Source organism: Nonomuraea sp. NPDC049625 (assembly GCF_040675285.1).
GTDB classification, from domain to species: Bacteria; Actinomycetota; Actinomycetes; order Streptosporangiales; family Streptosporangiaceae; genus Nonomuraea; species Nonomuraea angiospora_A.
Genome location: NZ_JBFAOQ010000002.1, coordinates 1,176,009 through 1,197,550, shown reverse-complemented (window position 1 = coordinate 1,197,550; position 21,542 = coordinate 1,176,009). Strand labels below are relative to the sequence as shown.

20 protein-coding genes and 1 pseudogene are annotated in these 21,542 nt (G+C 71.4%); 9 read left to right on the top strand and 12 right to left on the bottom strand.

What is annotated here, in order from left to right; translation table 11 throughout:
* Positions 1-101 precede the first annotated feature (101 nt).
* Positions 102-335 carry a hypothetical protein gene (locus tag AB0J87_RS12935; protein ID WP_363964815.1) on the top strand — a complete coding sequence of 78 codons (234 nt, stop codon included), beginning with the start codon at positions 102-104 and terminating at the stop codon, positions 333-335.
* 4 nt (positions 336-339) lie between these two features.
* On the opposite strand, the gene AB0J87_RS12930 is transcribed toward AB0J87_RS12935, so the two are convergent.
* A complete protein-coding gene (locus AB0J87_RS12930; RefSeq protein WP_363964814.1) occupies positions 340-1,146 on the bottom strand; it encodes an SAM-dependent methyltransferase in 807 nt (268 codons plus the stop codon).
* A gap of 291 nt (positions 1,147-1,437) precedes the next feature.
* On the opposite strand from AB0J87_RS12930, the gene AB0J87_RS12925 reads away from it, so the two are divergent.
* The 3 genes from AB0J87_RS12925 to AB0J87_RS12915 are packed head-to-tail and all read left to right on the top strand — an operon-like array spanning position 1,438 to position 4,217.
* A complete protein-coding gene (locus tag AB0J87_RS12925) occupies positions 1,438-2,637 on the top strand; it encodes a nitrate ABC transporter substrate-binding protein (protein WP_363964813.1) in 1,200 nt (399 codons plus the stop codon).
* A gap of 48 nt (positions 2,638-2,685) precedes the next feature.
* The gene (locus AB0J87_RS12920; protein WP_363964812.1) at positions 2,686-3,435 is read left to right on the top strand and encodes an ABC transporter ATP-binding protein; all 750 of its coding nucleotides are present in this window, start codon (positions 2,686-2,688) and stop codon (positions 3,433-3,435) included.
* Complete coding sequence (locus AB0J87_RS12915) at positions 3,432-4,217, top strand: ABC transporter permease (protein ID WP_363964811.1); 786 nt, start codon at positions 3,432-3,434, stop codon at positions 4,215-4,217. Before AB0J87_RS12920 ends, AB0J87_RS12915 begins: the two co-directional genes overlap by 4 nt.
* A gap of 4 nt (positions 4,218-4,221) precedes the next feature.
* Here AB0J87_RS12915 and AB0J87_RS12910 read toward each other — a convergent pair whose 3' ends face one another.
* Entirely contained in the window at positions 4,222-5,127 is a 906-nt protein-coding gene (locus tag AB0J87_RS12910) for a helix-turn-helix transcriptional regulator (RefSeq protein ID WP_363965066.1), read from the bottom strand.
* 297 nt (positions 5,128-5,424) lie between these two features.
* On the opposite strand from AB0J87_RS12910, the gene AB0J87_RS12905 reads away from it, so the two are divergent.
* The 3 genes and pseudogenes from AB0J87_RS12905 to AB0J87_RS12895 all read left to right on the top strand — a co-directional run bounded on the left by AB0J87_RS12905 (position 5,425) and on the right by AB0J87_RS12895 (position 8,398).
* The gene (locus tag AB0J87_RS12905; protein WP_350738190.1) at positions 5,425-5,787 is read left to right on the top strand and encodes a hypothetical protein; all 363 of its coding nucleotides are present in this window, start codon (positions 5,425-5,427) and stop codon (positions 5,785-5,787) included.
* 113 nt (positions 5,788-5,900) lie between these two features.
* On the top strand, positions 5,901-7,628 hold the full coding sequence (locus AB0J87_RS12900; RefSeq protein ID WP_363964809.1) for a CocE/NonD family hydrolase: 1,728 nt from the start codon (positions 5,901-5,903) through the stop codon (positions 7,626-7,628).
* Positions 7,629-7,631: 3 nt separating this feature from the next.
* A pseudogene (locus AB0J87_RS12895) lies at positions 7,632-8,398 on the top strand (enoyl-CoA hydratase/isomerase family protein).
* Between the two features lie 12 nt (positions 8,399-8,410).
* Here the strand turns inward: AB0J87_RS12895 and AB0J87_RS12890 are convergent.
* From AB0J87_RS12890 to boxC, 6 genes are read right to left on the bottom strand one after another with little or no spacing between them, the layout of a single operon-like run.
* Positions 8,411-8,938 carry a gamma carbonic anhydrase family protein gene (locus AB0J87_RS12890; RefSeq protein WP_363964807.1) on the bottom strand — a complete coding sequence of 176 codons (528 nt, stop codon included), beginning with the start codon at positions 8,936-8,938 and terminating at the stop codon, positions 8,411-8,413.
* Between the two features lie 2 nt (positions 8,939-8,940).
* Entirely contained in the window at positions 8,941-9,801 is an 861-nt protein-coding gene (locus tag AB0J87_RS12885; RefSeq protein ID WP_363964806.1) for an amidohydrolase family protein, read from the bottom strand.
* Between the two features lie 5 nt (positions 9,802-9,806).
* Complete coding sequence (gene fdxA / locus AB0J87_RS12880) at positions 9,807-10,136, bottom strand: ferredoxin (protein WP_350738204.1); 330 nt, start codon at positions 10,134-10,136, stop codon at positions 9,807-9,809.
* 14 nt (positions 10,137-10,150) lie between these two features.
* Complete coding sequence (locus AB0J87_RS12875; protein WP_363964804.1) at positions 10,151-11,122, bottom strand: NAD(P)/FAD-dependent oxidoreductase; 972 nt, start codon at positions 11,120-11,122, stop codon at positions 10,151-10,153.
* Positions 11,119-12,657 (bottom strand): benzoate-CoA ligase family protein, encoded by a 1,539-nt coding sequence (locus tag AB0J87_RS12870; RefSeq protein WP_363964802.1) that lies wholly within the window; start codon positions 12,655-12,657, stop codon positions 11,119-11,121. Before AB0J87_RS12870 ends, AB0J87_RS12875 begins: the two co-directional genes overlap by 4 nt.
* A 2-nt stretch (positions 12,658-12,659) precedes the next feature.
* Positions 12,660-14,309, bottom strand: coding sequence for a 2,3-epoxybenzoyl-CoA dihydrolase (gene boxC / locus AB0J87_RS12865; protein WP_363964800.1), 1,650 nt, complete (start codon positions 14,307-14,309; stop codon positions 12,660-12,662).
* 160 nt (positions 14,310-14,469) lie between these two features.
* Between boxC and AB0J87_RS12860 the strand changes: the two genes are divergently transcribed.
* Complete coding sequence (locus AB0J87_RS12860; protein WP_350738214.1) at positions 14,470-15,318, top strand: PaaX family transcriptional regulator C-terminal domain-containing protein; 849 nt, start codon at positions 14,470-14,472, stop codon at positions 15,316-15,318.
* Here AB0J87_RS12860 and boxB read toward each other — a convergent pair.
* The 4 genes from boxB to AB0J87_RS12840 all read right to left on the bottom strand — a co-directional run bounded on the left by boxB (position 15,315) and on the right by AB0J87_RS12840 (position 20,558).
* Positions 15,315-16,793 carry a benzoyl-CoA 2,3-epoxidase subunit BoxB gene (gene boxB, locus AB0J87_RS12855; RefSeq protein ID WP_363964798.1) on the bottom strand — a complete coding sequence of 493 codons (1,479 nt, stop codon included), beginning with the start codon at positions 16,791-16,793 and terminating at the stop codon, positions 15,315-15,317. The genes AB0J87_RS12860 and boxB overlap by 4 nt on opposite strands.
* Before the next feature lie 27 nt (positions 16,794-16,820).
* Positions 16,821-18,362, bottom strand: a complete 1,542-nt coding sequence (gene paaZ / locus AB0J87_RS12850) for a phenylacetic acid degradation bifunctional protein PaaZ (RefSeq protein WP_363964796.1) — start codon at positions 18,360-18,362, stop codon at positions 16,821-16,823.
* Positions 18,359-19,216 carry a 3-hydroxyacyl-CoA dehydrogenase family protein gene (locus AB0J87_RS12845; RefSeq protein WP_363964795.1) on the bottom strand — a complete coding sequence of 286 codons (858 nt, stop codon included), beginning with the start codon at positions 19,214-19,216 and terminating at the stop codon, positions 18,359-18,361. The genes paaZ and AB0J87_RS12845 overlap by 4 nt, the downstream gene beginning before the upstream one ends.
* 139 nt (positions 19,217-19,355) lie before the next feature.
* Entirely contained in the window at positions 19,356-20,558 is a 1,203-nt protein-coding gene (locus tag AB0J87_RS12840; RefSeq protein ID WP_363964793.1) for an alginate lyase family protein, read from the bottom strand.
* A 111-nt stretch (positions 20,559-20,669) separates the two neighbouring features.
* Here AB0J87_RS12840 and AB0J87_RS12835 point away from each other — a divergent pair, with 111 nt between their 5' ends.
* On the top strand, positions 20,670-21,539 hold the full coding sequence (locus tag AB0J87_RS12835) for an RNA polymerase sigma-70 factor (protein WP_363964791.1): 870 nt from the start codon (positions 20,670-20,672) through the stop codon (positions 21,537-21,539).
* The last annotated feature ends 3 nt before the right edge of the window (positions 21,540-21,542 follow it).

The following is a 21,542-nucleotide window of genomic DNA, read 5'->3' as shown; positions in this document are numbered from 1 at the left end:
CGGCATAATGCGCACGATGAAGATCATGCGCGGTCTCGCGGCGGCGACGGCCTGCCTGAGCCCGCCGGCCGCCTGCGCCGTGGAAGGGTTCCCTGCACCACTTGACCGCGTTCGGCAAGGACGACGTGTGGGCGAGCGGCACCGACCCCCTCCACCCGGGCAAGGCGATCCTCCTCCACTGCGACGGCACGTCGTGGACGCGGGAGACGATCAGCGCCGGAGGCACCGGTTACGCCGCCATCGCGGCCATCCCCGGCACCTCGGACCTGTGGGGTGTCGGTTCCGTCGGCGAGGAGACCGACTCCGAGCAGCCTTTCATCGTGAGACGGCGCTGACCCCCTATTTCCTGCCGACCCCGCAGAATCCATCCACTTCCGGGACGTCGTCGATGTCGGGACGCCAGCGCGTGGTGGAGACGATGCCGGGGGGCAGGATCTCCAGGCCGTCGAAGAAGCGCCCGATCTGCTCGGGCGAGCGGATGGTCAGCTTGGGCGTGCCGTGCTCGTTCCAGTGGCGCACTTCCTCGCGCTTCGCCTCCGGGTTGAAGAACGCGGTGATGTGGACGAGCGCCAGGTGGCTGCCGGAGGGGACGGCGTCCAGCAGGCGGTTGATGATCGCGTACGCCTCGTCGTCGTCGTTGATGAAGTGCACGATCCCCAGCAGCATGATCGCGATCGGCTGGGTGAAGTCGAGCGTCTCGGCGGCCGCTCTCAGGATGGTGTCCGGGTCGTGGAGGTCGGCCTGGATGTAGTTGGTCCTGCCCTCCGGCGTCCCCACGAGCAGGGCCTTGGCGTGGGCGAGGACGACGGGGTCGTTGTCGACGTAGACCACGCGCGTCTCCGGAGCCAGGCTCTGGGCGATCTCGTGCGTGTTGCCGGCCGTGGGCAGCCCGGTGCCGATGTCCAGGAACTGCCGTACCCCCGCCTCGGCCACCAGATGGCGCACGGAGCGATGGAGGAAGGCGCGGTCGGCGCGGGCCGTGAAGGCGATGTCCGGATTTATCCGGCTCAACCGGTCGCCGACTTCCCGGTCCACCGCGTAGTGGTCCTTGCCGCCCAGCCAGTAGTTCCAGACCCGCGCCGAGTGTGCCACGGTCGTGTCGATCTCCGGCGGCCACCGGTCCGTGGTCGAGTTGTCTGCTGTCATTCAGAGGTCTCCAGGCTTGAGCATAAGGTCCCACCTGCGAGGTGATCATACCCATTTGCAACGAAGAGGCGGTTATGCACTTCTCTCGAATCTGAATCTCACACGACTGGACAAATCACCCACCGAGGGCCTTTCATCCAAAGGCGCTCACCCGAAATGCCGGGCGCTCGACAAAGCATGGTAAGTTCCGGGAATTGTCTTCCGCGCGCGCAGGACCAGCGATATCGGAACAGCGCTTGACATGGTTTCTGCCGCGAATATTCGATCGCCGCACATCGGAAGGATGGCACCATGCGCGTGCGCCGGCCACGGCATGCGGGACGTAACACGGCGAGGACCACAGCGATTCTCGGGCTGTTCCTCCTGCTCGCGGCGTGCACCGGCACGCAACAGACACCCCAGCCGAAACCGGCGGCGTCGGGGAATGCCAACGACCCCACCGACCTGCGCGGCGTCTGCCCGGCCACCATCGTGGTGCAGACCCAGTGGACGCCGCACATCACCGTCGAGGGCGGGATGTACCACCTCCTGGGCGCCGATCCCGCCATTGACGCCGGCAGGAAGCGGGTGAGCGCGCCGCTGGTCGTCCGGGGCAAGGACACCGGGGTCACGCTGGAGCTCCGGGCGGGCGGGCCGGCGATCGGCTTCACCCAGTCGTCGGCGCAGATGTACACCGACCCCGGCATCACCCTCGGCGTGCTGGGCGGCATGGACGAGGGCATCCAGATGTCGGCCACCCAGCCGACCCTCGCGGTCATGGCGTTGCTGGAGATCCACCCGCAGATCATCCTGTGGGACCCGGCCACGTACCCCACCTTCGACACCATCAAGGACATCGGCCGGACGGACACGAAGGTGCTCTACTTCGGCGGCAACACCTACATGGAGTATCTGGTGGGGGCGGGGCTGCTGAAGCGCAGCCAGGTGGACGGATCCTACGACGGGTCGCCGTCCCATTTCGTGGCCGCCGGGGGCAAGGCGGCGGTGGCCGGCTATGCCAACGCCGAGCCGTACATCTACGAAAAAGACGTGCCGCAGTGGCGCAAGCCGGTGAAGTATCAGCTGGTGTACGACGCCGGCTACCCCAACTACGGCCCGCCGCTGGTGATCCGCCCGGCCGACAAGCAGAAGCTCGCGCCGTGCCTGCGCAAGCTCATTCCCATCTTCCAGCAGGCGCAGGTCGACGTGCTGGCCGAGCCGGGCCCCACGATCGATCTCACCCTGCGGCTCAACCAGGCGTACAAGGTCGCCACCCAGTACACCAAGCCGAGCTCGGAGTTCTCGGTCCAGCAGATGAAGGCCCTCAAGCTGGCCGGCAACGGCCCCGACGACACCGTCGGCAACTTCGACACCGCCCGCGTGCAGCGGCTGATCGACATCACCAGACCGATCTTCGCCAAGCAGAACAAGCCGGTGAAGGACGGTCTGCAGCCCTCCGACGTGGTCACCAACGACTTCGTCGACCCGAAGATCGGCTACGGCGCCGGCTGACCGATCGGCGTGTTGCCCGTGTCCTGTCCGATGTGGTCTAGTGGCCCGGTGCTCGGTGAGGCCGCCCCCTCCGCGCTGTCCTTCTCCGGCGCGGGCAAGCGCTACGACGACGGCACGCAGGCGCTGGACAAGGTCGATCTGACCGTCGCCCCCGGCCAGTTCGTCGCGGTGGTCGGCCCTTCCGGGTGCGGCAAGAGCACTCTCCTGCGCCTGGCCGCGGGGCTGACCGACGCCACCGAGGGCTCGGTGCGCCGGGACACCACGTCCGTGGGCTACGTCTTCCAGGACCATGCCCTGCTGCCGTGGCGCACCGTCCGCGCCAACGTGGAGCTGCTCGGCGAGCTGCGCGGGCTGTCCAGGGCGGAGCGGCGGCGGCGCGCGAACGAGGCGATCGACCTGGTGGGGCTGGCCGGCTTCGCGCACCACCGGCCCCGGACCCTGTCGGGCGGGATGCGGATGAGGGTGTCGCTGGCCCGCGCGCTCACCATTCAGCCCGACCTGCTCCTGCTCGACGAGCCGTTCGGCACGCTGGACGAGATCACGCGCGAGCGGCTGCAGTCGGAGCTGCTGCGGCTGTTCGGCTTACGCCGCTTCGCCGCGGTGTTCGTCACCCACTCCGTCGGCGAGGCCGTCTTCCTGGCCACGAGGATCATCGTGCTGTCGGAACGGCCGGGGCGGATCGTCGGCGCCTGCGACGTGCCGTTCCCCTACCCGCGCCCGCCCGAGCTGCGCTTCAGCCCCGACTTCGCGCGGATCGCGGGCCAGGTGTCGGCCTGGCTGCGGGGGGCGGCCGCATGAGGTGGCTGCGGTGGGTGCCGCCGCTGCTCGTCTTCGCCCTGGTGATCGCCCTGTGGTACGCGGTCACGTACGTGCTGCTGACCCCGGACCGGCGGTTCCTGCTGCCACCGCCGGACGCCGTGGTGCGGGTGGGGCTTTTCGACCCCGTCAACCGCGCCGAGCTGTTCGCCGGCCTGCTGCTGTCCGGCCAGGTCGCGCTGCTGGGCCTGGCGATCGCGGCCGTGACCGGCGTCGTGTGCGCGATCGCCATGGCGCAGGCGAGCTGGCTGGAGCGGTCGCTGCATCCATACCTCGTGATCCTGCAGACGATCCCGATCCTGGCGCTGGTGCCGCTGTTCGGGTTCTGGTTCGGGTTCGGGTTCTTCACCCGCGTCCTGGTCTGCGCGCTGATCGCGCTGTTCCCGATCGTGACCAACACGCTGTTCGGGCTGCGGTCGGTGGAGGAGGCCCACCACGACCTGTTCACGCTGGCGCGGGCCGGGTGGGCGGCCCGGCTGTGGAAGCTCCAGCTGCCGTCGGCGCTGCCCCACATCCTCACCGGCCTGCGCGTCTCCGCCGGCCTGTCGGTCATCGGCGCGGTGGTCGGTGACTTCTTCTTCCGGCAGGGTGAGCCGGGCATCGGCACGCTCATCGACCTGTACCGGTCCCGGCTGCAGTCCGAGCAGCTGTTCGCGGCGGTCGCGCTGGCGTCCCTGCTCGGGCTGGCCGTCTTCCTCGGCTTCGGCGCTCTGGCGCGCAGGGCGACGAGCTGGCACACGGCCGCCCGGGACGTGGCACGCTAGCCGCTCAGAGCTCTTCGAGCATGCCCTTGAGCAGCGACGGAGTCGCCTCCTTCGGAGCGGCCTGGATGGTCAAGGTGTTCATCACCTTGCTGTAGTCGTCGATGTCGGTGGGCTTGTCCAGGTACATCGCGCTGGTGAGATGCTCCAGATAGACCACGTCGGGCAGGTCGGGGGCGTCGAAGCGTAAGAGCGTGAACGGGCCACCCACCGCCGCGTGCCCGCCGATGTGGAAGGGCACGATCTGCAGGGTGACGTTCGGCAGGTCGCAGGCCGCGAGCAGATGCTCGAGCTGGGCCCGCTGGACGTCGCGGCCGCCGATCGGCCTGGTCAGCACCGCCTCGTCCATGATCGCCCACAGGATGGGCGCGTCGCTGTCGGTGAGCAGGTCCTGGCGGCGCATCCGCATCGCCACCCGGCGATCGAGGTCGTCGGGGTCCGCGTCGCCGTGCCGGATGCCGATGACGGCCCGCGCGTACGGCTCGCACTGCAGCAGGCCGTGCACGAACTGCGCCTCGTAGTTGCGGATCGTGCGTGCCGCCTGCTCCAGCCCGAGGTAGGGCTCGAGCCAGCCGGGGAGCACGTCGCTGTACTGGTGCCACCACCCCGGGGCGCTGGCCTGGCGGGCCAGCTCCAGCACCTTCTCCCGCTCGTCGGGGGCGGTGATGCCGTACAAGGTGAGCAGATCGGCCACGTCACGCTGCTTGAAGGGGCTGCGGCCCAGCTCCATCCGGCTGATCTTGGAGTGGCTGGCGCGGATGGTGTCCGCGGCCTTCTCGCCGGTGATGCCCTTGGCCTCGCGCAGCCGGCGCAGCTGTGTACCCACCATGATCCGCAACGCGGTCGGCCCGCTCCGGGCACCACGTACGACGCCGGCGGGGACGCCGTCTCCGTCAGGCTCTGCAACGATCATCATTGATCCTTTTGCCGGGCGAGGCACACATTGCTCCTTACGTTACCTACTGTTTCATGCTCTTTCTGACCATGCATCGATATTCGCGCCGCGCACTTCACCCCATACAACACAGAAGACGACATGCCCTTGTAAATGGGACTCTCCATCCCTTTCCCCCTTTCAACGCGCAGCCGGTGCACGTGCATATGCAATTTTCTTGGAATGCATGTGCAGACGTACTTGCATCGGGGAATGCCGAGTGGGAAGGATAAGCGTCCGCACGCACCACGATCTACCCCCTCGATGGAGATCTTGATGCCAGCACCCATGCCGCCCGACCGGGAAGAGCCCACCCGGGAAGACCTCACGGAGAGATCGCAGCGACCCCGCCATCGCCGCTCGCGCGGTGGACCCGCCCAACCGCCCCCGCGGCAGGACGCCGGTGCCTCCGGCTCCTCGGCCGCCATCGATCGCGACCTGAACGCCCTGCAGGCGCGGTGGCCGGGCTGGGTCATCACCTGGGGGGCCTGGCGGCAGGCCTACACCGCCTTCGAATGCCGCGACCCCCTCCGCTGCACCGTCCTCGAGGCCGGCAGCCCCGACCAGCTGCAGGCCGCCATGGCCAAGGCCGAACTCGAACTGAAGGCCCGCTGGCCCCGATCCGACGAGCGCCCCTGACGCACGGGCGTTCGCGCCGGCCCTTCCGATCGGTCAGGATGTGCGCTAGAAAGAGGCAGACGCAAAATGCTACAAAATCCTGACGGCGATGCGTGCTGGCGTAGGAGATTAGGATGCGTTTCTCGGTCGAGAAGGACGTCATGGTGCCGATGCGCGACGGGGTGACCCTCGCCACCGACCTCTGGATCCCCGAAGGACCACCCGCGCCCACGCTGCTGGTGCGCGTCCCCTACGGCAAGGACGCCCTGCCCGGCCTCGGCGGATCTCCCCTCACCCCCAACCTGCAGGCCCTGCTCGAAGCCGGGTACGCGGTCGTCTGGCAGGACACGCGCGGCAGGTTCCGCTCCAACGGCGAGTTCACCCCCCACACGGACGACCCGCACGACGGCGCCGACACCGTCGCCTGGCTCCTGGAGCAGCCGTGGTGCGACGGCAACATCGGTAGCTACGGCGCCTCCTACCTCGGCTTCGTGCAGTGGGCCGGCGCCTCGCAGGCCCCCGCCGGGCTCAAGGCGATCGCCCCGACGGTGACCAGCACCGACTTCTACCACGCGCCCTGGTACTCCGCGGGAGGCGCGCTCTCGTGGCACACGGCCTGGACGTGGACCACGATGATGACGCTGACGGCGGCGCAGACCGCGGGCGACTTCGGCGCTCTCATGGAGGCGGCCGGCATGGCGGCCGATCCGCAGCCGCATCTGGCCACCCTGCCGATCGGCGACCAGCCGCTGCTCAACAAGCGGTCGCCCTGGTGGGCCGAGTGGCTGCGGCACCCGGCCCGCGACCGGTTCTGGCAGGACCTCGCCGTCGCCGAGCGGTTCGACCAGGTGACCGTGCCCGCGCTCAACGTGGGCGGCTGGTTCGACCTGTTCGTCGACAGCACCGTCCGTACCTACACCCGCATGCGCGCCGAGGGCGGCAGCGCCGAGGCCCGCGAGGGGCAGCGGCTGATCATCGGCCCCTGGGACCACCTGTACCAGGACGGGGCCTACCACGACCGGCGGTTCGGGATGAGCGCCGGCGGCATGGCGGCCGACCTGACCGGGGCGCACATCCGCTTCTTCGACCGCTGGCTGCGCGGCCGCACCGACGTCCTGGACGGCACCGCGCCCGTACGGATCTTCGTCATGGGCATCGACCAGTGGCGCGACGAGCAGGACTGGCCGCTGCCCGATACCGAGTACACCGACTACTTCCTCGACGGCGCCGGCCGGGCCAACACCGCCGGCGGCGACGGCGTCCTCCGCCCTCGGCCGCCCACGGCGGAGGCGACCGACACCTACACCTACGACCCGGCCGACCCGGTGCCCACCCGCGGCGGCCGGATCATGATGCCCGCCGCCGTCAACGGGGCCGGCCCGGTCGACCAGCGCCCGGTCGAGGCCCGCGACGACGTGCTCTGCTTCACCACCCCCGCGCTGGAGGAGCCGGTCGAGGTCACCGGCCACGTCTCGCTCGTCCTCCACGTCACCTCGTCGGCGCGCGACACCGACTTCACGGGCAAGCTCGTCGACGTCTTCCCCGACGGACGGGCGATCTACCTCACCGACGGCATCCTGCGCGCCCGCTACCGCGACTCCCTGGCCGAGCCGGAGCCCCTCACCCCCGGCCAGGTGTACGAGGTCACGCTGGACCTGTCGGTGACCTCCAACGTGTTCCTGCCCGGGCACCGGATCCGCCTCGAGGTCTCCTCCAGCGACTTCCCCCGCTACGACCGCAACACCAACACCGGCGGGACCATCGCCGAGGACACCGCCGACCAGGTCGTCGTCGCGACCAACAGCGTGCTCCACGGTCCCGGGCACCCGAGCCGCCTGATCCTGCCCGTGATCCACCGCTGAGACATGACGACGAGGAAAGAGGTCGCGGTGCTGCCGCCGAACGACACCGTGAAGATCGAGGACGGGCCCGACCGGATGCTGGTCCGGCTGGACCGGCCGCAGGTGCGCAACGCGATCGACGCCGGCATGGTGACGGACCTGCACGCGGTCTGCGCCGAGCTGGAGCGGCGGCCGCGCATCCTCGTGCTCACCGGCTCCGACGGGATCTTCGCCGCCGGCGCGGACATCCGCGAACTGCGCGAGCGCCGCCGCGAGGACGCGCTGGCGGGCATCAACAGCGGCCTGTTCGACCGGATCGCCCGGCTGCCGATGCCCACGATCGCCGCCGTCGACGGCCCCGCCCTGGGCGGCGGCGCGGAGCTGGCCTACGCCTGCGACTTCCGCCTCGCCACCCCGCGGGCCCGATTCGGCAACCCGGAGGGGGGCTCGGCATCATGGCCGCCGCCGGGGCCTGCTGGCGGCTGCGCGAGCTGGTCGGCGAGCCGCTCGCCAAGGAGATCCTGCTCGCCGGGAGGGTGCTCTCGGCCGAGGAGGCGCTGGCCGTCCGGCTGGTCAACGAGCTGGAGCCGCAGGACGAGCTGCCGGCCGCGGCGGACCGGCTGGCCGCCCGGATCGCGAAGAACGCGCCGCTCGCGCTGCGCCTGACCAAGCTCGCGCTGGCGGCCCCGCCCGGCGCGCACCCGCGCTTCGACGACGTGGCGCAGGCCGTGCTGTTCGAGACGGAGGAGAAGCACGAGCGCATGACCGCGTTCCTGGAGCGGCGCCGCTGACGTGGGAGAAGATCAGGGGTCGAGCCGGCGCAGCTCGTGGCGGTAGCGCTTGGCGTTGGCACGATACTCGTCCACGCCGAAGCCGATCCACTCGCTCTGCGCGGCCCCTTCCATCGGCTTGGGGCGGGCGGGCACGCCGAGCGCCATGTGGCCGGCTGGCACCTCCACCCCTTCGGGTACGAGGGCCTGGGCGCCCACCACCGACCCCGTACGCACCACGGCGCGGTTGAGCACCACCGAGCCGGAGCCGATGAGGCAGCGGTCCTCGACCGTGCAGCCTTCGAGGTGGGCGTTGTGCCCGACGACGCAGTCGCTGCCGATGACGGTGGGCCATTGCTCGGTGGTGTGCAGGATGGTGCCGTCCTGGATGGAGGTGCGCTCGCCGATCTCGATGCGGCCGAAGTCGGCGCGCAGCACGGCGGACGGCCAGACCGACGACTCGGCGCCGATGACGACGCTGCCGATGACGACGGCGTCGGGGTGGACGTAGGCGTCCGGGTGGATCCGGGGCACCTGGTCGCCGAGGGCGTAGACGGGCATGGTCACTCCCCCGTGCGCAGGCCGGCGTACACCTTCGTCGCGTTCCCGGCGAGCACGGCCCTGGCCACCTCGTCGGGCAGCAGGCCCGCGACGGCCCGGGCGTTGGCGGCGGTGCCGGGGACGCCGGGCCAGTCGGTGCCGAAGATCCATTTGCGGCCGAGCCGCGTGAGGTCGTACTTGGCGTAGTACTCGGGCAGCCGCTTGGGCGGCAGGCCGGACAGCTCCAGCCACACGGTGTCGTGGGACAGGGCGAGGAAGGCGGCGGCGTCGTACCACCAGCCGCGTCCGCCGTGCGCGAGCACCACGTTGAGGCCGGGGAAGTCGCGGATGACCGGGATGAGGAAGCCCGGGTCGGCGTTCTCGTTGGCCGCGCCCGGGAAGGAGCTGGTGCCGCAGTGGACGACGAGCGGGACGCCGCGCTCCTCCAGCACGTGGTAGGCGGGGTAGAGGGCGGCGTCGTCGCAGCGGAACCCGCCGTGCACGGGGTGCAGCTTGAGCGCGGCGGCGCCGAGGTCGAGCTGGCGGCGCAGCTCGTCGGCGAGCGGGAAGTGCAGGTGCGGGTTGACGTTGGCGACCGGCCGGAAGCGGACCGGGTTGTGCTCGACGATCGGCAGCAGGTCCTCGAACGCCTGCGTGCCGGTGGCCTTGGGGCTGTACTCGCAGAACAGCAGCGCGACGTCCACGCCCTGGGCGGCGAAGAGCTCGTCCAGGCGGTCGGGGCGCGGCCTGCCCGCGGAGTCCCAGACGTCCTCCAGCACGCCGTGCTCGCCGAAGTCGCGGGCCCAGCGCAGCCAGGCGGGCTTGAGGGTGCCGAGCAGCGGCACGTGGACGTGCGCGTCGATGAGGGGGATGCCGTCGATCATGCTCCTTACCTGCCCGCGACCATGGGGGTGTCCACCCCGATCCGGCCGGTTCTGCCCGAACCGCCGGGCGCGCCGAGCGGCGCGTCGCGCCCGTCCAGCACCTCGATGAAGAAGCGGCGATTGTCCTCGACGAACTCCGCGTGCTCGTCGGCCACCCGCCGGTCCTGGCTGATCGCCTCGACGGGGCAGACGGGTTCGCAGGCGCCGCAGTCGATGCACTCCTTGGGGTTGATGTAGAGCTTGCGGTCCCCCTCGTAGATGCAGTCGACCGGGCACTCCTCGACGCACGACTTGTCCATGACGTCGATGCAGGGTTCGGCGATGACGTACGGCATGGTGAATCTCCTGGTTACGGACCCGGGGCGGGGTTGTCGGTGGAGTGCCCCGGGAAGAGCTGGGCGGCGGGGTCGAGGTGCACGGCGGCGTTGTTGACGGCCGTGGCCACCTCGCCGAAGCCGACCGCGATCAGCCGGACCTTGCCGTCGTGGTCGGCGATGTCGCCGGCGGCGAAGATGCCGGGCACGTTGGTGCGCATCGCGGAGTCGACGACCAGGTGGCGGTTGTCGTGCAGGTCGAGGCCCCACTCGCGCAGCGGGCCGAGGTTGGCGGTGAAGCCGAGGGCGGCGACCAGCCGCTGGCACGGGAGGGCCCGCCCGGTGCTGAGCTCGACGCGTTCCAGCCGGTCGCCGCCGAGGGCGGCGGTGACCTGGGCGTTGACGACGACCTCGACCGGCGACGCGGTGAGCCGTTCCACGGAGCCGTGGTGGGCGCGGAAGGCGGCGCGGCGGTGGACCAGCGTGACGCTGCGCGCGACGGGGTGGAGCATGAGGGCCCAGTCCACGGCGCTGTCGCCGCCGCCGACGATGACGACGTCCCGGCCCGCGTAGTCCGCGGACTCGGGCACGAAGTAAGCCAGTCCCCGGCCGAGGAACTCCTCCCCGGCCGGGAGCGGGCGGGGCGTGAAGGTGCCGATGCCGCCGGTCACGATGACGGCCCCGGCGGTGATCTCGGTGCCCGCGCCGGTCTTGACCACGAGCCGGCCGCTCGGGGCGCGTTCGAGCCGCTGGGCCTCCTCCCCGAGCACGTACGCCGGCTCGTACGGGGCGGCCTGCTCGACCAGATTGGCGATGAGGCGGCGGCCGGAGACGGCCGGGAACCCGGCGATGTCGTAGATCTGCTTCTCCGGGTACATGGCGCTCACCTGGCCGCCGACCTGGCCGAGCGAGTCGACCACCGCCGTGCGCAGGCCGCGGACCCCGGCGTAGTAGGCGCCGTACAGGCCCACGGGACCGGCGCCGATGATCAGCACGTCGACGTTCACGCGCGGGCCTCCTCGGCGAGGAGCTCGCGGACCCGGAAGCGCTGGATCTTGCCGGTCGCGGTCTTGGGCAGCCGGTCGAGGAAGACCACCCGGCGGGGCCGTTTGAAGGCGGCCAGGCCGTCGCGGCACCACTGGACGAGCTCCTCGGCGGTGACCTGCCCCTGGGCGACGACGCAGGCGACCGGTTTGTCCAGCCCGTGCTCGTCGGCCACGCCCACCACGGCCGCCTCCAGGACCGCCGGGTGCTCCAGCAGCCGGCTCTCGACCTCGGCGGGCGAGACCCAGATGCCGCCCGCCTTGAGCAGGTCGTTGCTGCGGCCCAGGCAGGTGTAGTAGCCCTCGGCAGAGCGCGTGTAGGTGTCGCCGGTGTTGAGCCACTGGCCCGCGAACACGGCGCGGCTGGCGTCGGTGCGCCGCCAGTAGCCCAGGGCGATGGACTCGCCGCGTACGTGCAGCGCGCCCGGCTCGCCGTCGGCGACGAGCCGGCCGTCGGGGTCGCGCAGCTCGATGTCGTACCCGGGCACGGGACGGCCGGTGGTGCCGGGGCGCACGTCGCCGGGCCGGTTGGACAGGAAGATGTGCAGCGCCTCGGTGGAGCCGATGCCGTCGATGATCTCGACGCCGAAGCGGCCGGTGAACCGCTCCTGGAGCGGCGCGGGCAGCGCCTCCCCGGCCGAGGCGCCCAGCCGTACGGAGGCGAACGTGCCGGCGGGCAGGCCGGCGGCCAGCAGCGCGGCGTAGAAGGTGGGGACGGCGAAGAACAGGGTCGGGCGGTCGGCGGCCATCCGTTCGGCGGTCACGGCGGGGGCGGGGCGGCGCGGCTCCAGCACGGTCGCGGCTCCGGCCGAGAGCGGGAAGAACATCGAGTTGCCGATGCCGTAGGCGAAGAACAGCTTCGCGACGGAGAAGCAGACGTCGTCGGGCCGGATGCCGAGCACCTGGTCGCCGTAGGTCTGGCAGACGTGCCTGACGTTGGCGTGCCGGTGCATGGCTCCCTTGGGGACGCCGGTGGTGCCGGAGGTGTAGAGCCACAGGGCCCAGGAGTCCTCCAGGGTGGGAGCAGGCTCGCGCCGCTCTCCCCCGCCCGCGCGGAGCAGCTCCTCCCATGTCAGGGACGTGCTCCCTGGCGGCGGGTCGCCCTCCCACACCACGTGCCGCACCTCAGGGGCCGCGGCGAGCGCCTCCTGGACCTGGGGGGCGTACTCGGCTCCGGCGACGACGACGGCGGCGCCGGAGTCGGCGATGATCGCGCCGAGCTCCTTGGCGCCCAGCATGGTCGAGACCGGCACGGCCACGAACCCGCCGCAGAACGCCGCCAGGATCCCCGCGAACATGGGGACGCCGTCGCTGGTGACGAAGACCACGCGGTCGTCGCGCCGCAGGCCGAGTGCCCGCAGGGCGGCGGTGGCGGTCGCCACGAGGTCCGACAGCTGCGCGTACGTGAGCGTGACGCCGCCGCGGACCGCCACCCGGTCCCCGCGCCCCTCGCGGACGTGGCGGTGGACGAGCCAGTCCCCGGCGTTGAAAAGAGTCATGGTCAGACCCTCTTGGGGTCGTAGTCGCCCTTGCGGCCGGTGCCGTAGCGGCGCAGCGCGCCGTCGGGGCCGGAGGCGTTGGGCCGGACGAAGATCCAGTTCTGCCAGGCGGTGAGGCGGCCGAAGATCTTCGTCTCCAGCGTCTCCGGGCCGGCGAAGCGGTGGTTGGCCTCCATGCCGGTCAGCGCGTCGGGCGAGAGCGAGGCGCGTTCCTCCAGCACGATGCGCAGCTCGTCCTCGAAGTCGATGTCGTCCAGGGCGAGGGTGACCAGGCCGAGCTCCATCGCGGCGGCCGCCTCCAGCGGCTCGCCGAACCGGGCGCGGGCGGCCTCCAGGTCCCGGTCGTTGCCCCAGAAGCGGGAGCGCAGGCGGGACAGGCCGTTGCCCATCGGGAAGAGGCCGTCGTTGGACGGGGTGAGGACGAGGGTGGCGGGGACGGCGGCCTCGTCGCGGTCCTCGTAGACGCCCTCCAGCATGTACTGCCGGTCGGCGGCCAGGGCCAGCTCGGCGAGCAGGCCCGCGAAGGCCGTGCCCGGCTCGATGACGGCGATGAGGCTGCGGCTGGTGACGTCGAGGCGTTTGAGCGTGCGTTTGTAGTAGTGGCGCACCTCGTTGACGAACCAGTGCCCGGCCCGCTCGCGGAGCTGGGCGTCGTAGGCCAGCACCCGGTCGGGGTCGCCGGCCGCGCGCAGCACCCAGATGCCGAGCTCGGGCTCGTTGGTGCGCAGGTGCAGGATCAGGTCGTCCAGCGCGCGGGTCACGGCGAGCGGCCAGTAGCCGGCGCCCTGGTCCGCGGGTTCGGCGGGTGGGGTGTCGCTCGGGCCGTCCACGGTGATCTCGACCCGGCGGCCGGCCCGGTCGATCCGGGCGGTCACGTACGGGTACGTGATGGCGTCGCCGTCGTCCTTGCGGTCGAGCGGCGTCAGGGCCACCCCCGTGGCGTCCGAGGGCCGGGCGGAGGCCGCCACCGCCGCGTCCGTCCGCCTTGTCACCTCCTCCTCGAACGAGTGGCGCGGCACGGCGGCGTCCACCAGGCCCCACTCCATGGCCGTGCGGCCGCGGAAGCCCTCGGACTTTGTCGCGAACAGGTCGGCCCGGTCCTTGCGCACGTGCCGCTTGTCCACCACGCGGGTCAGGCCGCCGGTGCCCGGCAGCACGCCGAGCAGCGGCACCTCGGGCAGGGAGACGGCAGAGGAGCCGTCGTCGACCAGGACGATCTGGTCGCAGGCCAGCGCGAGCTCGTAGCCGCCGCCGGCGGCGGTGCCGTTGAGCGCGGCGATCCAGGTCTGGCCGGAGTGCTCGGTGGCGTCCTCGATGCCGTTGCGGGTCTCGTTGGTGAACTTGCAGAAGTTGACCTTCCACGCGTGCGTGGACTGGGCCAGCATCCGGATGTTGGCTCCGGCGCAGAACATCCGGTCCAGGCCGCCGGTGAGCACGACCGCCCTGACCTCGGGATGCTCGAAGCGCAGGCGCTGGACGACGTCGTACAGCTCGATGTCGACGCCGAGGTCGTAGGAGTTCATCTTCAGCTCGTAGCCGGGGACGAGGCCGCCGTGCTCGTCCACTCGGAGCGTGACGGTGGCCACCGCCCCGTCCACCGCGAGAGTCCAGTGGCGGTAGCGGTCTGGGGAGGTCGCGAAGGTGACAGTCAATGCGTGCTCCGGGAGGGCGTGGGACCTTGGTCCTAATATTCGACGTCTATCATGAGTAGCGTCAAGTGTTTGTAGTGCTTCTGCCTGGATGCGAATCCGCGAGGGTGCCCGACCTGGCAGAATGCGCGTCACGAGCGTGTCGAACGACGGGAGGGCAACCGTGCCGGCCGAGTCCGCGGAGCGCCCGCGCGAGAAGGCGTCCGCCAGCGCGCGGTCGACGCTGCTGACGGTCCTGGGCGAGTTCGTCCTGCCGCGCGGGGGCGAGGTGTGGACGGGCACGCTGGTGGCCGCGCTCGGCGCACTCGGCGTGGAGGAGAAGTCCGCGCGCCAGGCCCTGGCCCGCACCGCCGCCGAGGAGCTGCTGGAGTCCGAGCGGCACGGCCGCAAGGTGCGCTGGAGGCTGACCGAGGCCGGCGACCGGCTGCTGCGCGAGGGCACCGAGCGCATCTACGGCTTCATGCGCGCCCCCCACCAGTGGGACGGCCGCTGGCTCGTGCTCACCGCCGGCGTGCCCGAGACCCAGCGCCAGCTCCGCCACCGGCTGCGCACCAAGCTGACCTGGCTCGGGCTCGGCTCTCCCTCCCCCGCGCTCTGGGTGATCCCCGACGCCTCCAAGGAGGCCGCGGTACGCGAGGTCATCCGCGAGCTGGACCTGACCGACCGGGCCTACGCCTGGACCGGGCCGTCGGCGGGCATCGGCGACACCGCCAAGCTGATCTCGGCCGCGTGGGACCTCGACGACGTGGAGAAGCGCTACGTGAGCTTCATCGAGCAGTTCGAGGGCCGCGCGGTCGCCTCCGGCCGGGAGGCGTTCGTCAACCAGGTGCTGCTCATCCAGGAGTGGCGCCGCTTCCCGTTCCTCGACCCCGACCTGCCGGCCGAGCTGCTCGACCACGCCTGGCCGGGGCCCCGGGCGGCGGCCGTCTTCCACGACCTGCACAACCGCTGGCACCGGCGCGCGCAGGCCGAATGGGACCTCATGGACGAAGAGGCCGCCGCCCGGCACTAGAGGAGCCCCTCGTCGGCCAGGTGCACGTAGTCGAACTCGACCGGCTGGTCGTTGATGCCGGTCTTCGGCGGGGCGATCCAGCCGGCGAACTTGCCGTACTCGTACTCGGGGACCATGAGGGCCGCGACCTGCTCGCGGTCCTCGGGGGTGGGCAGCCACCCGTGGGCGCGGGCCTGCCAGGCGGCCTCGTCGAGGACCTCGCCGTGCGGGGTCACGTGGTGACCGGCGTAGACGCCGACCTTGCGGTTGAAGCCCTCGTGCGGCAGGTACAGCCGCTCGTCCAGGCCGGCGTCCTCCAGGGCCTGGTTCCAGCGGCGCACGCCGTTGGCGCAGTCGGCCACGTACTCGTCGCGCAGATCCAGGTTGAGCGCGCTGAGCATCGGCACCGTCCTGACCCTGATCTGGCCGTCCTCGACGTGGCGCAGCTCGCGGGTGTCCTCCAGCAGCACGTGGTCGTCCTTGCGCCGGGTCTCCATCCAGCGGCCCTTCAGCCCGGAGGTGAAGTAGTTGCCGGCGTTGGTCGACTGCTCGGAGCCGAACAGGTCCATCGAGACCGAGAACTGGAAGTTCAGGTACTTCTGGATGACGTCCAGCGGGATGCCGCCGTACGGCAGGACGTCGGCCGTGCCGTGCTCCTTCATCAGCTCGGCCGTGCGCTCCAGCACCCGCTGCACGCCCGTGGTGCCCACGAACATGTGGTGGGCCTCCTCCTTGAGCATGAACTCGCACGTGCGCGCCAGCGGGTCGAACGCCGACTCCTTGAGCGTGCCGAGCTGGTACTTGCCGTCGCGGTCGGTGAAGTACGTGAACATGAAGAACTGCAGCCAGTCGGTGGTCTCCTCGTTGAACGCGCCCAGGATGCGCGGCGAGTCCAGGTCGCCGGAGTTGCGCTTGAGCAGCTGCTCGGCCTCCTCGCGGCCCTCCCTGCCGAAGTAGGCGTGCAGCAGGTAGACCATGGCCCACAGGTGACGGCCCTCCTCCACGTTGACCTGGAAGAGGTTGCGCAGGTCGTAGATGCTGGGAGCGGTGTTGCCGAGGACACGCTGCTGCTCGACGCTGGCGGGCTCGGTGTCGCCCTGCACGACGATCAGCCGCATCAGGTCGGCCCGGTGCTCGCCGGGCACCTCCTGCCAGGCGGGCTCGCCCTTGTGCTTGCCGAAGTTGACCTTGCGGTCGGGGTCCCGCTCCGCCAGGAAGATCCCCCAGCGGTACTCCTCCATGGGGACGTGGTCGAAGTGCGCCCAGCCGTCGCGGCCCACGGCCACCGCCGTGCGCAGGTAGACGTCCTTGGTCGGCAGGGCCGGGCCGAGCTGCTTCCACCAGTCCAGGAACTTCGGCTGCCAGCCCTCCAGCGCCCGCTGCAGGCGGCGGTCGCCCGCGAGGTCGACGTTGTTGGGGATGCGCTCGCTGTAGTCCACGCGGCTGAGCGGGCCGCTGGGCAGGGGGGCGGCGCCGGTACGGGAGTCGGTGCTCATCGCTGCTCTCTCTACGCTTGTTTGTCGTTACTTCAGGATGGAGTCGAGTGTCGCCGGGCTGCCCTGGAGGGCGGTCCGCTGGAGGTGGGCGTGGACGGCGCGCAGCCCGCCCTCCTCCTCGCCGCCGCCCGCCCGGCCGGGGCCGCCGTGGACGAGCTGGGGCATGGGCGTGCCGTGCCCGGTGGACTCGCCCGCGCTGTCGCGATCGAGCACCAGCAGGCGGCCGTGGTGCGCGGCGGCGCCGAGCACGACCTTCCGGACGAAGTCCGCGTCGTACGACACCACCGAGCCGGCCAGCGAGCCCTCGCCGCGGGCGATCAGGTCGTTCAGCTCGGCGACCCCGCTGTAGGGCATGAGCGTGCTCACCGGCCCGAAGGCCTCGATCTCGTGCGGCTCCGGATGGACGGTGTCGTCCACGCGCAGGAGCAGCGGCGACAGGAACGCGCCGCGCTCAGGGTCCGCGCCGACCACCTCCACCGTCTGCGCGTCACCGAAGACCACCGTGCCGGCCGACGCGAGCCGCGCGACCGCGGCCCGGACGTCCCTGCGCTGGGCCTGCCCGACCAGAGCACCCATGGTCACGCCTTCGGCGCCGGGGGCGCCCACGACGACCTTCGCCAGCCTGGCCGCGATCGCCTCCGCCACCGCGTCGATGAGCTGGGCGGGGACGAACGCGCGCCGGATCGCCGTACACTTCTGCCCCGCCTTGACCGTCATCTCGGTCACCAGGGCGTCGGCGAACAGGTCGAACTCCGGCTCCCCCGGCACCGCGTCCGGGCCGAGCACCGAGCAGTTCAGCGAGTCGGCCTCGGCGTTGAAGCGGGCCGAGCGGCGGGTGACGGCCGGGTCGGACCGCAGCCGGGCGGCCGTGGCCGCCGAGCCGGTGAAGCCGATGTGGTCCTGCCCGCCGAGCAGGTCGAACAGCCCGGGCACGCTCCCCGCCACGAGCTGGATCGCCCCCGGCGGCAGCGCGTCGGCGATGATCCGCACGGCGTGCGCGGCGATGTAGGCGGTCGGGGTGGCGGGCTTGACGATCGCAGGCAGCCCGGCGAGCAGCGCGGGCGCGAGCTTCTCCAGCATGCCCCAGACCGGGAAGTTGAACGCGTTGATCTGCAGGGAGAGGCCGCGCGGGGTGGTGAGGACGTGGCGGCCCGCGAACGTGCCGCCCCTGCCGAGCGGGATCGGGTCGTCCTCGACGATGAGCGTGTGGTCGGGCAGGCCCTTGCGGGCCAGGCTCGCGTACACGAGGGCCGTGCCGATGCCGCCGTCCACGTCCACCTGCGCGTCCCGCCGGGTGGCGCCGGCCCGCGCCGACAGCTCGTACAGCTCCTGCCTGCGCTCCTGCAGTGCCAGGGCCGCGGCCTTGAGCGCGGCGGCGCGCTGCGGGAAGGTCAGCTCGCCGAGCGCGGCCAGGCCGGTGCCTCGGGCGTACGCCACCGCGGCGGCGAGGTCGAGCCCCTCGCCGCTGACCCGGGTGACGATCTCGCCGGTCACGGCGTCGGCGACCGGGACGCCTTCGCCTCCTCCGGCGCGCCAGGCCCCTTCGAGGTAACTCTCCAGCGTGCTCACGACTCGCTCCAGTCGTAGAAGCCCTTACCGGTCTTGCGCCCCAGGTGGCCCTGCTCGACGAGCCGGACGAGCAGGTCGGGCGGGGTGAAACGGGGGCCGAGCTCGCGTTCGAGGTAGCGGGCGATGCCCAGCCGGACGTCCAGGCCGACGAGGTCGGTCAGGCGCAGCGGCCCGGTCGGGTGTCCGTAGCCGAGCGTCATCGCGGCGTCGATGTCCTCGGCCGAGGCGACGCCGGACTCGACCATGCGGATCGCCTCCAGCCCGAGGGCGACGCCGAGCCTGCTGCTGGCGAAGCCGGGCGAGTCGCGGACGACCACGGCCACCTTGCCGATGGCCTCGACCCACGCCACGGCCCGCTCCCGCAGGGCCGGATCGGTGGCGGTCGCGATGACCACCTCGACGAGCCTGCTGGCCGGGACGGGGTTGAAGAAGTGCAGCCCGAGGAAGCGCTCGGGGCGGGCGAGCGCCTGGGCGAGCGTGTCCAGCGAGATGCTGCTGGTGTTGGAGGCGATCACGGCCTCCGGCCCGACCGCGTCCTCGGCGGCGCGCAGCGTGACGAGCTTGAGGTCGACGTCCTCGGGCACCGCCTCGATCACCAGCCCGGCCGCGGCCAGCCCGGCGGGCTCCGTCACCGTGGTGAGGCGGGCCATCGGCGCGCCGGCGTCCTCGATCAGGCCGCGCTTCGCGCTGCCCTCGACCGCCCGCGCCACCCGGTCCCGCGCGGCGGCCGCGGCCTCGCCGTCGCGCTCCACCAGCGTGACGTGGCAGCCCGCGAGGAGCAGGGCGTGGGCGATGCCGGCGCCCATGCGCCCGCCGCCCACCACCCCGCACCGCTCCGGCAACGTCTGGGTCATCGCAGTCCTCCTGTGGCGAGCTCCTGGGCGCGGGGCGCGGACGCGCTGGATGCGGTCATGCCCCGTACGCTCACAGGTACTCAACTTGCCACAGTTTCATGGCGCTGCGAAAGACTGGTGTAGCAGATTTATGTCTGGCCTAGTTCGGATTGCCCGCGTGGGTGAGGGTCTCCCAGGCGACGAAGAGGTTGTTGGTGCCCGCCGGGCGCTGCTGTTCGGTGAGGGCCTGCGTGTTGCTCATCGCGATGCCCATGCGGTTGTGCAGGGCGTTGAAGCCGACCTCGGTGACCGGCCCGAGGCCCAGGGTGAGGCTTCCGCCGCACAGCCACGCCGGCACGGCCGTGCCGAGCTGGTACTTGGCGTGCAGGCCGAGCGCGTGCCGCAGCCGGTCGGCGATCTCGGGGTAGAGGTCCTGGCCCTGGATCCGGGCCGTCTCGGCGATGTGCGCGATCGACGCCAGGCCGTACCCGGTGTGGGTGAAGTCGCGGCACGTCTCCTGGGAGAGCCCGTCGACGAAGGTGTCCTGGCCCTGCCAGTAGTCGACGACCTCGGCCCGGGTGTCGATGCCGCTGCCCGCCGGGCCCTTGGGGAAGGCGCCGTCGGTGGCGAGGTAGATGTAGGCGGGCACGCGGGCCCGGAACGTGCTCACGGCCTTGTCATAGGCCGCCTTGTCCTGCAGGAACACCGCGATCCCGATCGTCGCGTCCATCATCGTCAGCTCCCAGTTGCCGTTCGTGCGGGCGCTGCCGTTGATGATCTCGGGAAGGTAGACGTCACGGAGCATGGTCGTGAAGCGGTTGACGCCCGTGGCGGACCACCCGGTGTAGGTGTAGCGGATGATCTCGGCCGCCCTGGGCCAGGACGATCCCGCCCAACCGGTCTGGAGCGGCGCGTTGCTGTTGGTGTGGTCGGTGATCACGGCCGACCAGGCGTCCATGATCTGGATCGCCTTCTGCGCGTACCGGCTGTCCCCGGAGATGTACCAGGCCAGCGCGTCGGTGTAGGCGGCCAGCGCGTCCTGGCGCTCGTCCGTGCAGCCGTTGTTGGGGTTGGAGTACGGGCCGCACTCCACGACGGCCCGCGGCTTCGGGGTCCGCGACAACGACGCGAGCGGACTCGCGATCATCTGGTCGTAGGCGCCCTTCCACGGCTGGGCCCCGGCGTTGACCTTGGTGCGGACGAAGTCGAGCTGGGCCTTGCTGACGAGCACGCCGGGATGCGCGAAGGCGGCCGGCGCCGTCCGGGCCACGGCGGCGGGCGGGGACAGGACGGCGGTGATCAGGGGGATCGCCAGGGCGATGGCGAGCGACGACAGGATCCCGCGACGACGGGGACGGACCACGGACCCCACTCCTTATTTAGGAAAGTTTCCTAAAGGTCGGTGTGATCGTAGCCCTGACAACGAACCCTGACAAGTGATGCGGCCCGCTTGTGTCCCTGGTAAGCCCTTCTCATGACGCGAATGCCTGAGGCCGAGCGGAAGTTCACCGAGCACCGGGGTCTGCTGCACGCCGTGGCGTACCGGGTGCTGGGCAGCGTCACCGAGGCCGAGGACGTGGTGCAGGACGCCTGGCTGCGCTGGAGCCGCGTCGACGTGGCCACCGTCGCGGACGCCGAAGGCTATCTGGTGCGGGTGGCCACCCGGCTGGCGATCGACCGGCTGCGCAGCGCACGCGTACGGCGCGAGTCCTACGTCGGGCCGTGGCTGCCCGAGCCGATGCTCACCCTCCCGGATGTCGCCGAGGACGTGGTGCTCTCCGACTCGGTGTCGACCGCGATGCTGCTCGTGCTGGAGGTCCTGTCGCCGACGGAGCGCGCGGTGTTCGTGCTGAGCGAGGCCTTCGGCTACAACCACGCCGAGATAGCGCACTTCGTCGGGCGCAACCACGCGGCGGTGCGGCAGATCGCGCACCGCGCCAGGAAGGCCGTCGAGGAACGGCGCCACCGCTACGACGCCGACCCGGCGACCAGGCAGCAGGCCACCGAGCGGTTCCTGGCCGCCTGCCTCGGCGGCGACCTGGAAGCCCTGCTGGAGGTGCTGGCACCGGACGTGACGATGGTGAGCGACGGCGGCGGCCTCACCGGCGCACCCCGCAAGGCCATCCACGGACACGAGTACGTGGCCCGCGCGATCGTCATCCTCTCCAGGCGCATGCCCGGCGACTCGCACGCTCAGGTGCTCCAGGTCAACGGCGGTCCGGGGATCGTCGTCCGCTCGGGGCGCACGCCGGTGCTGGCGATCACGTTGCACCTGCTGGACGGAGTGATCAAGACGGTGCACGTGGTCAGCAACCCGGAGAAGCTCGCGGGCGTGGCGGCATGACCT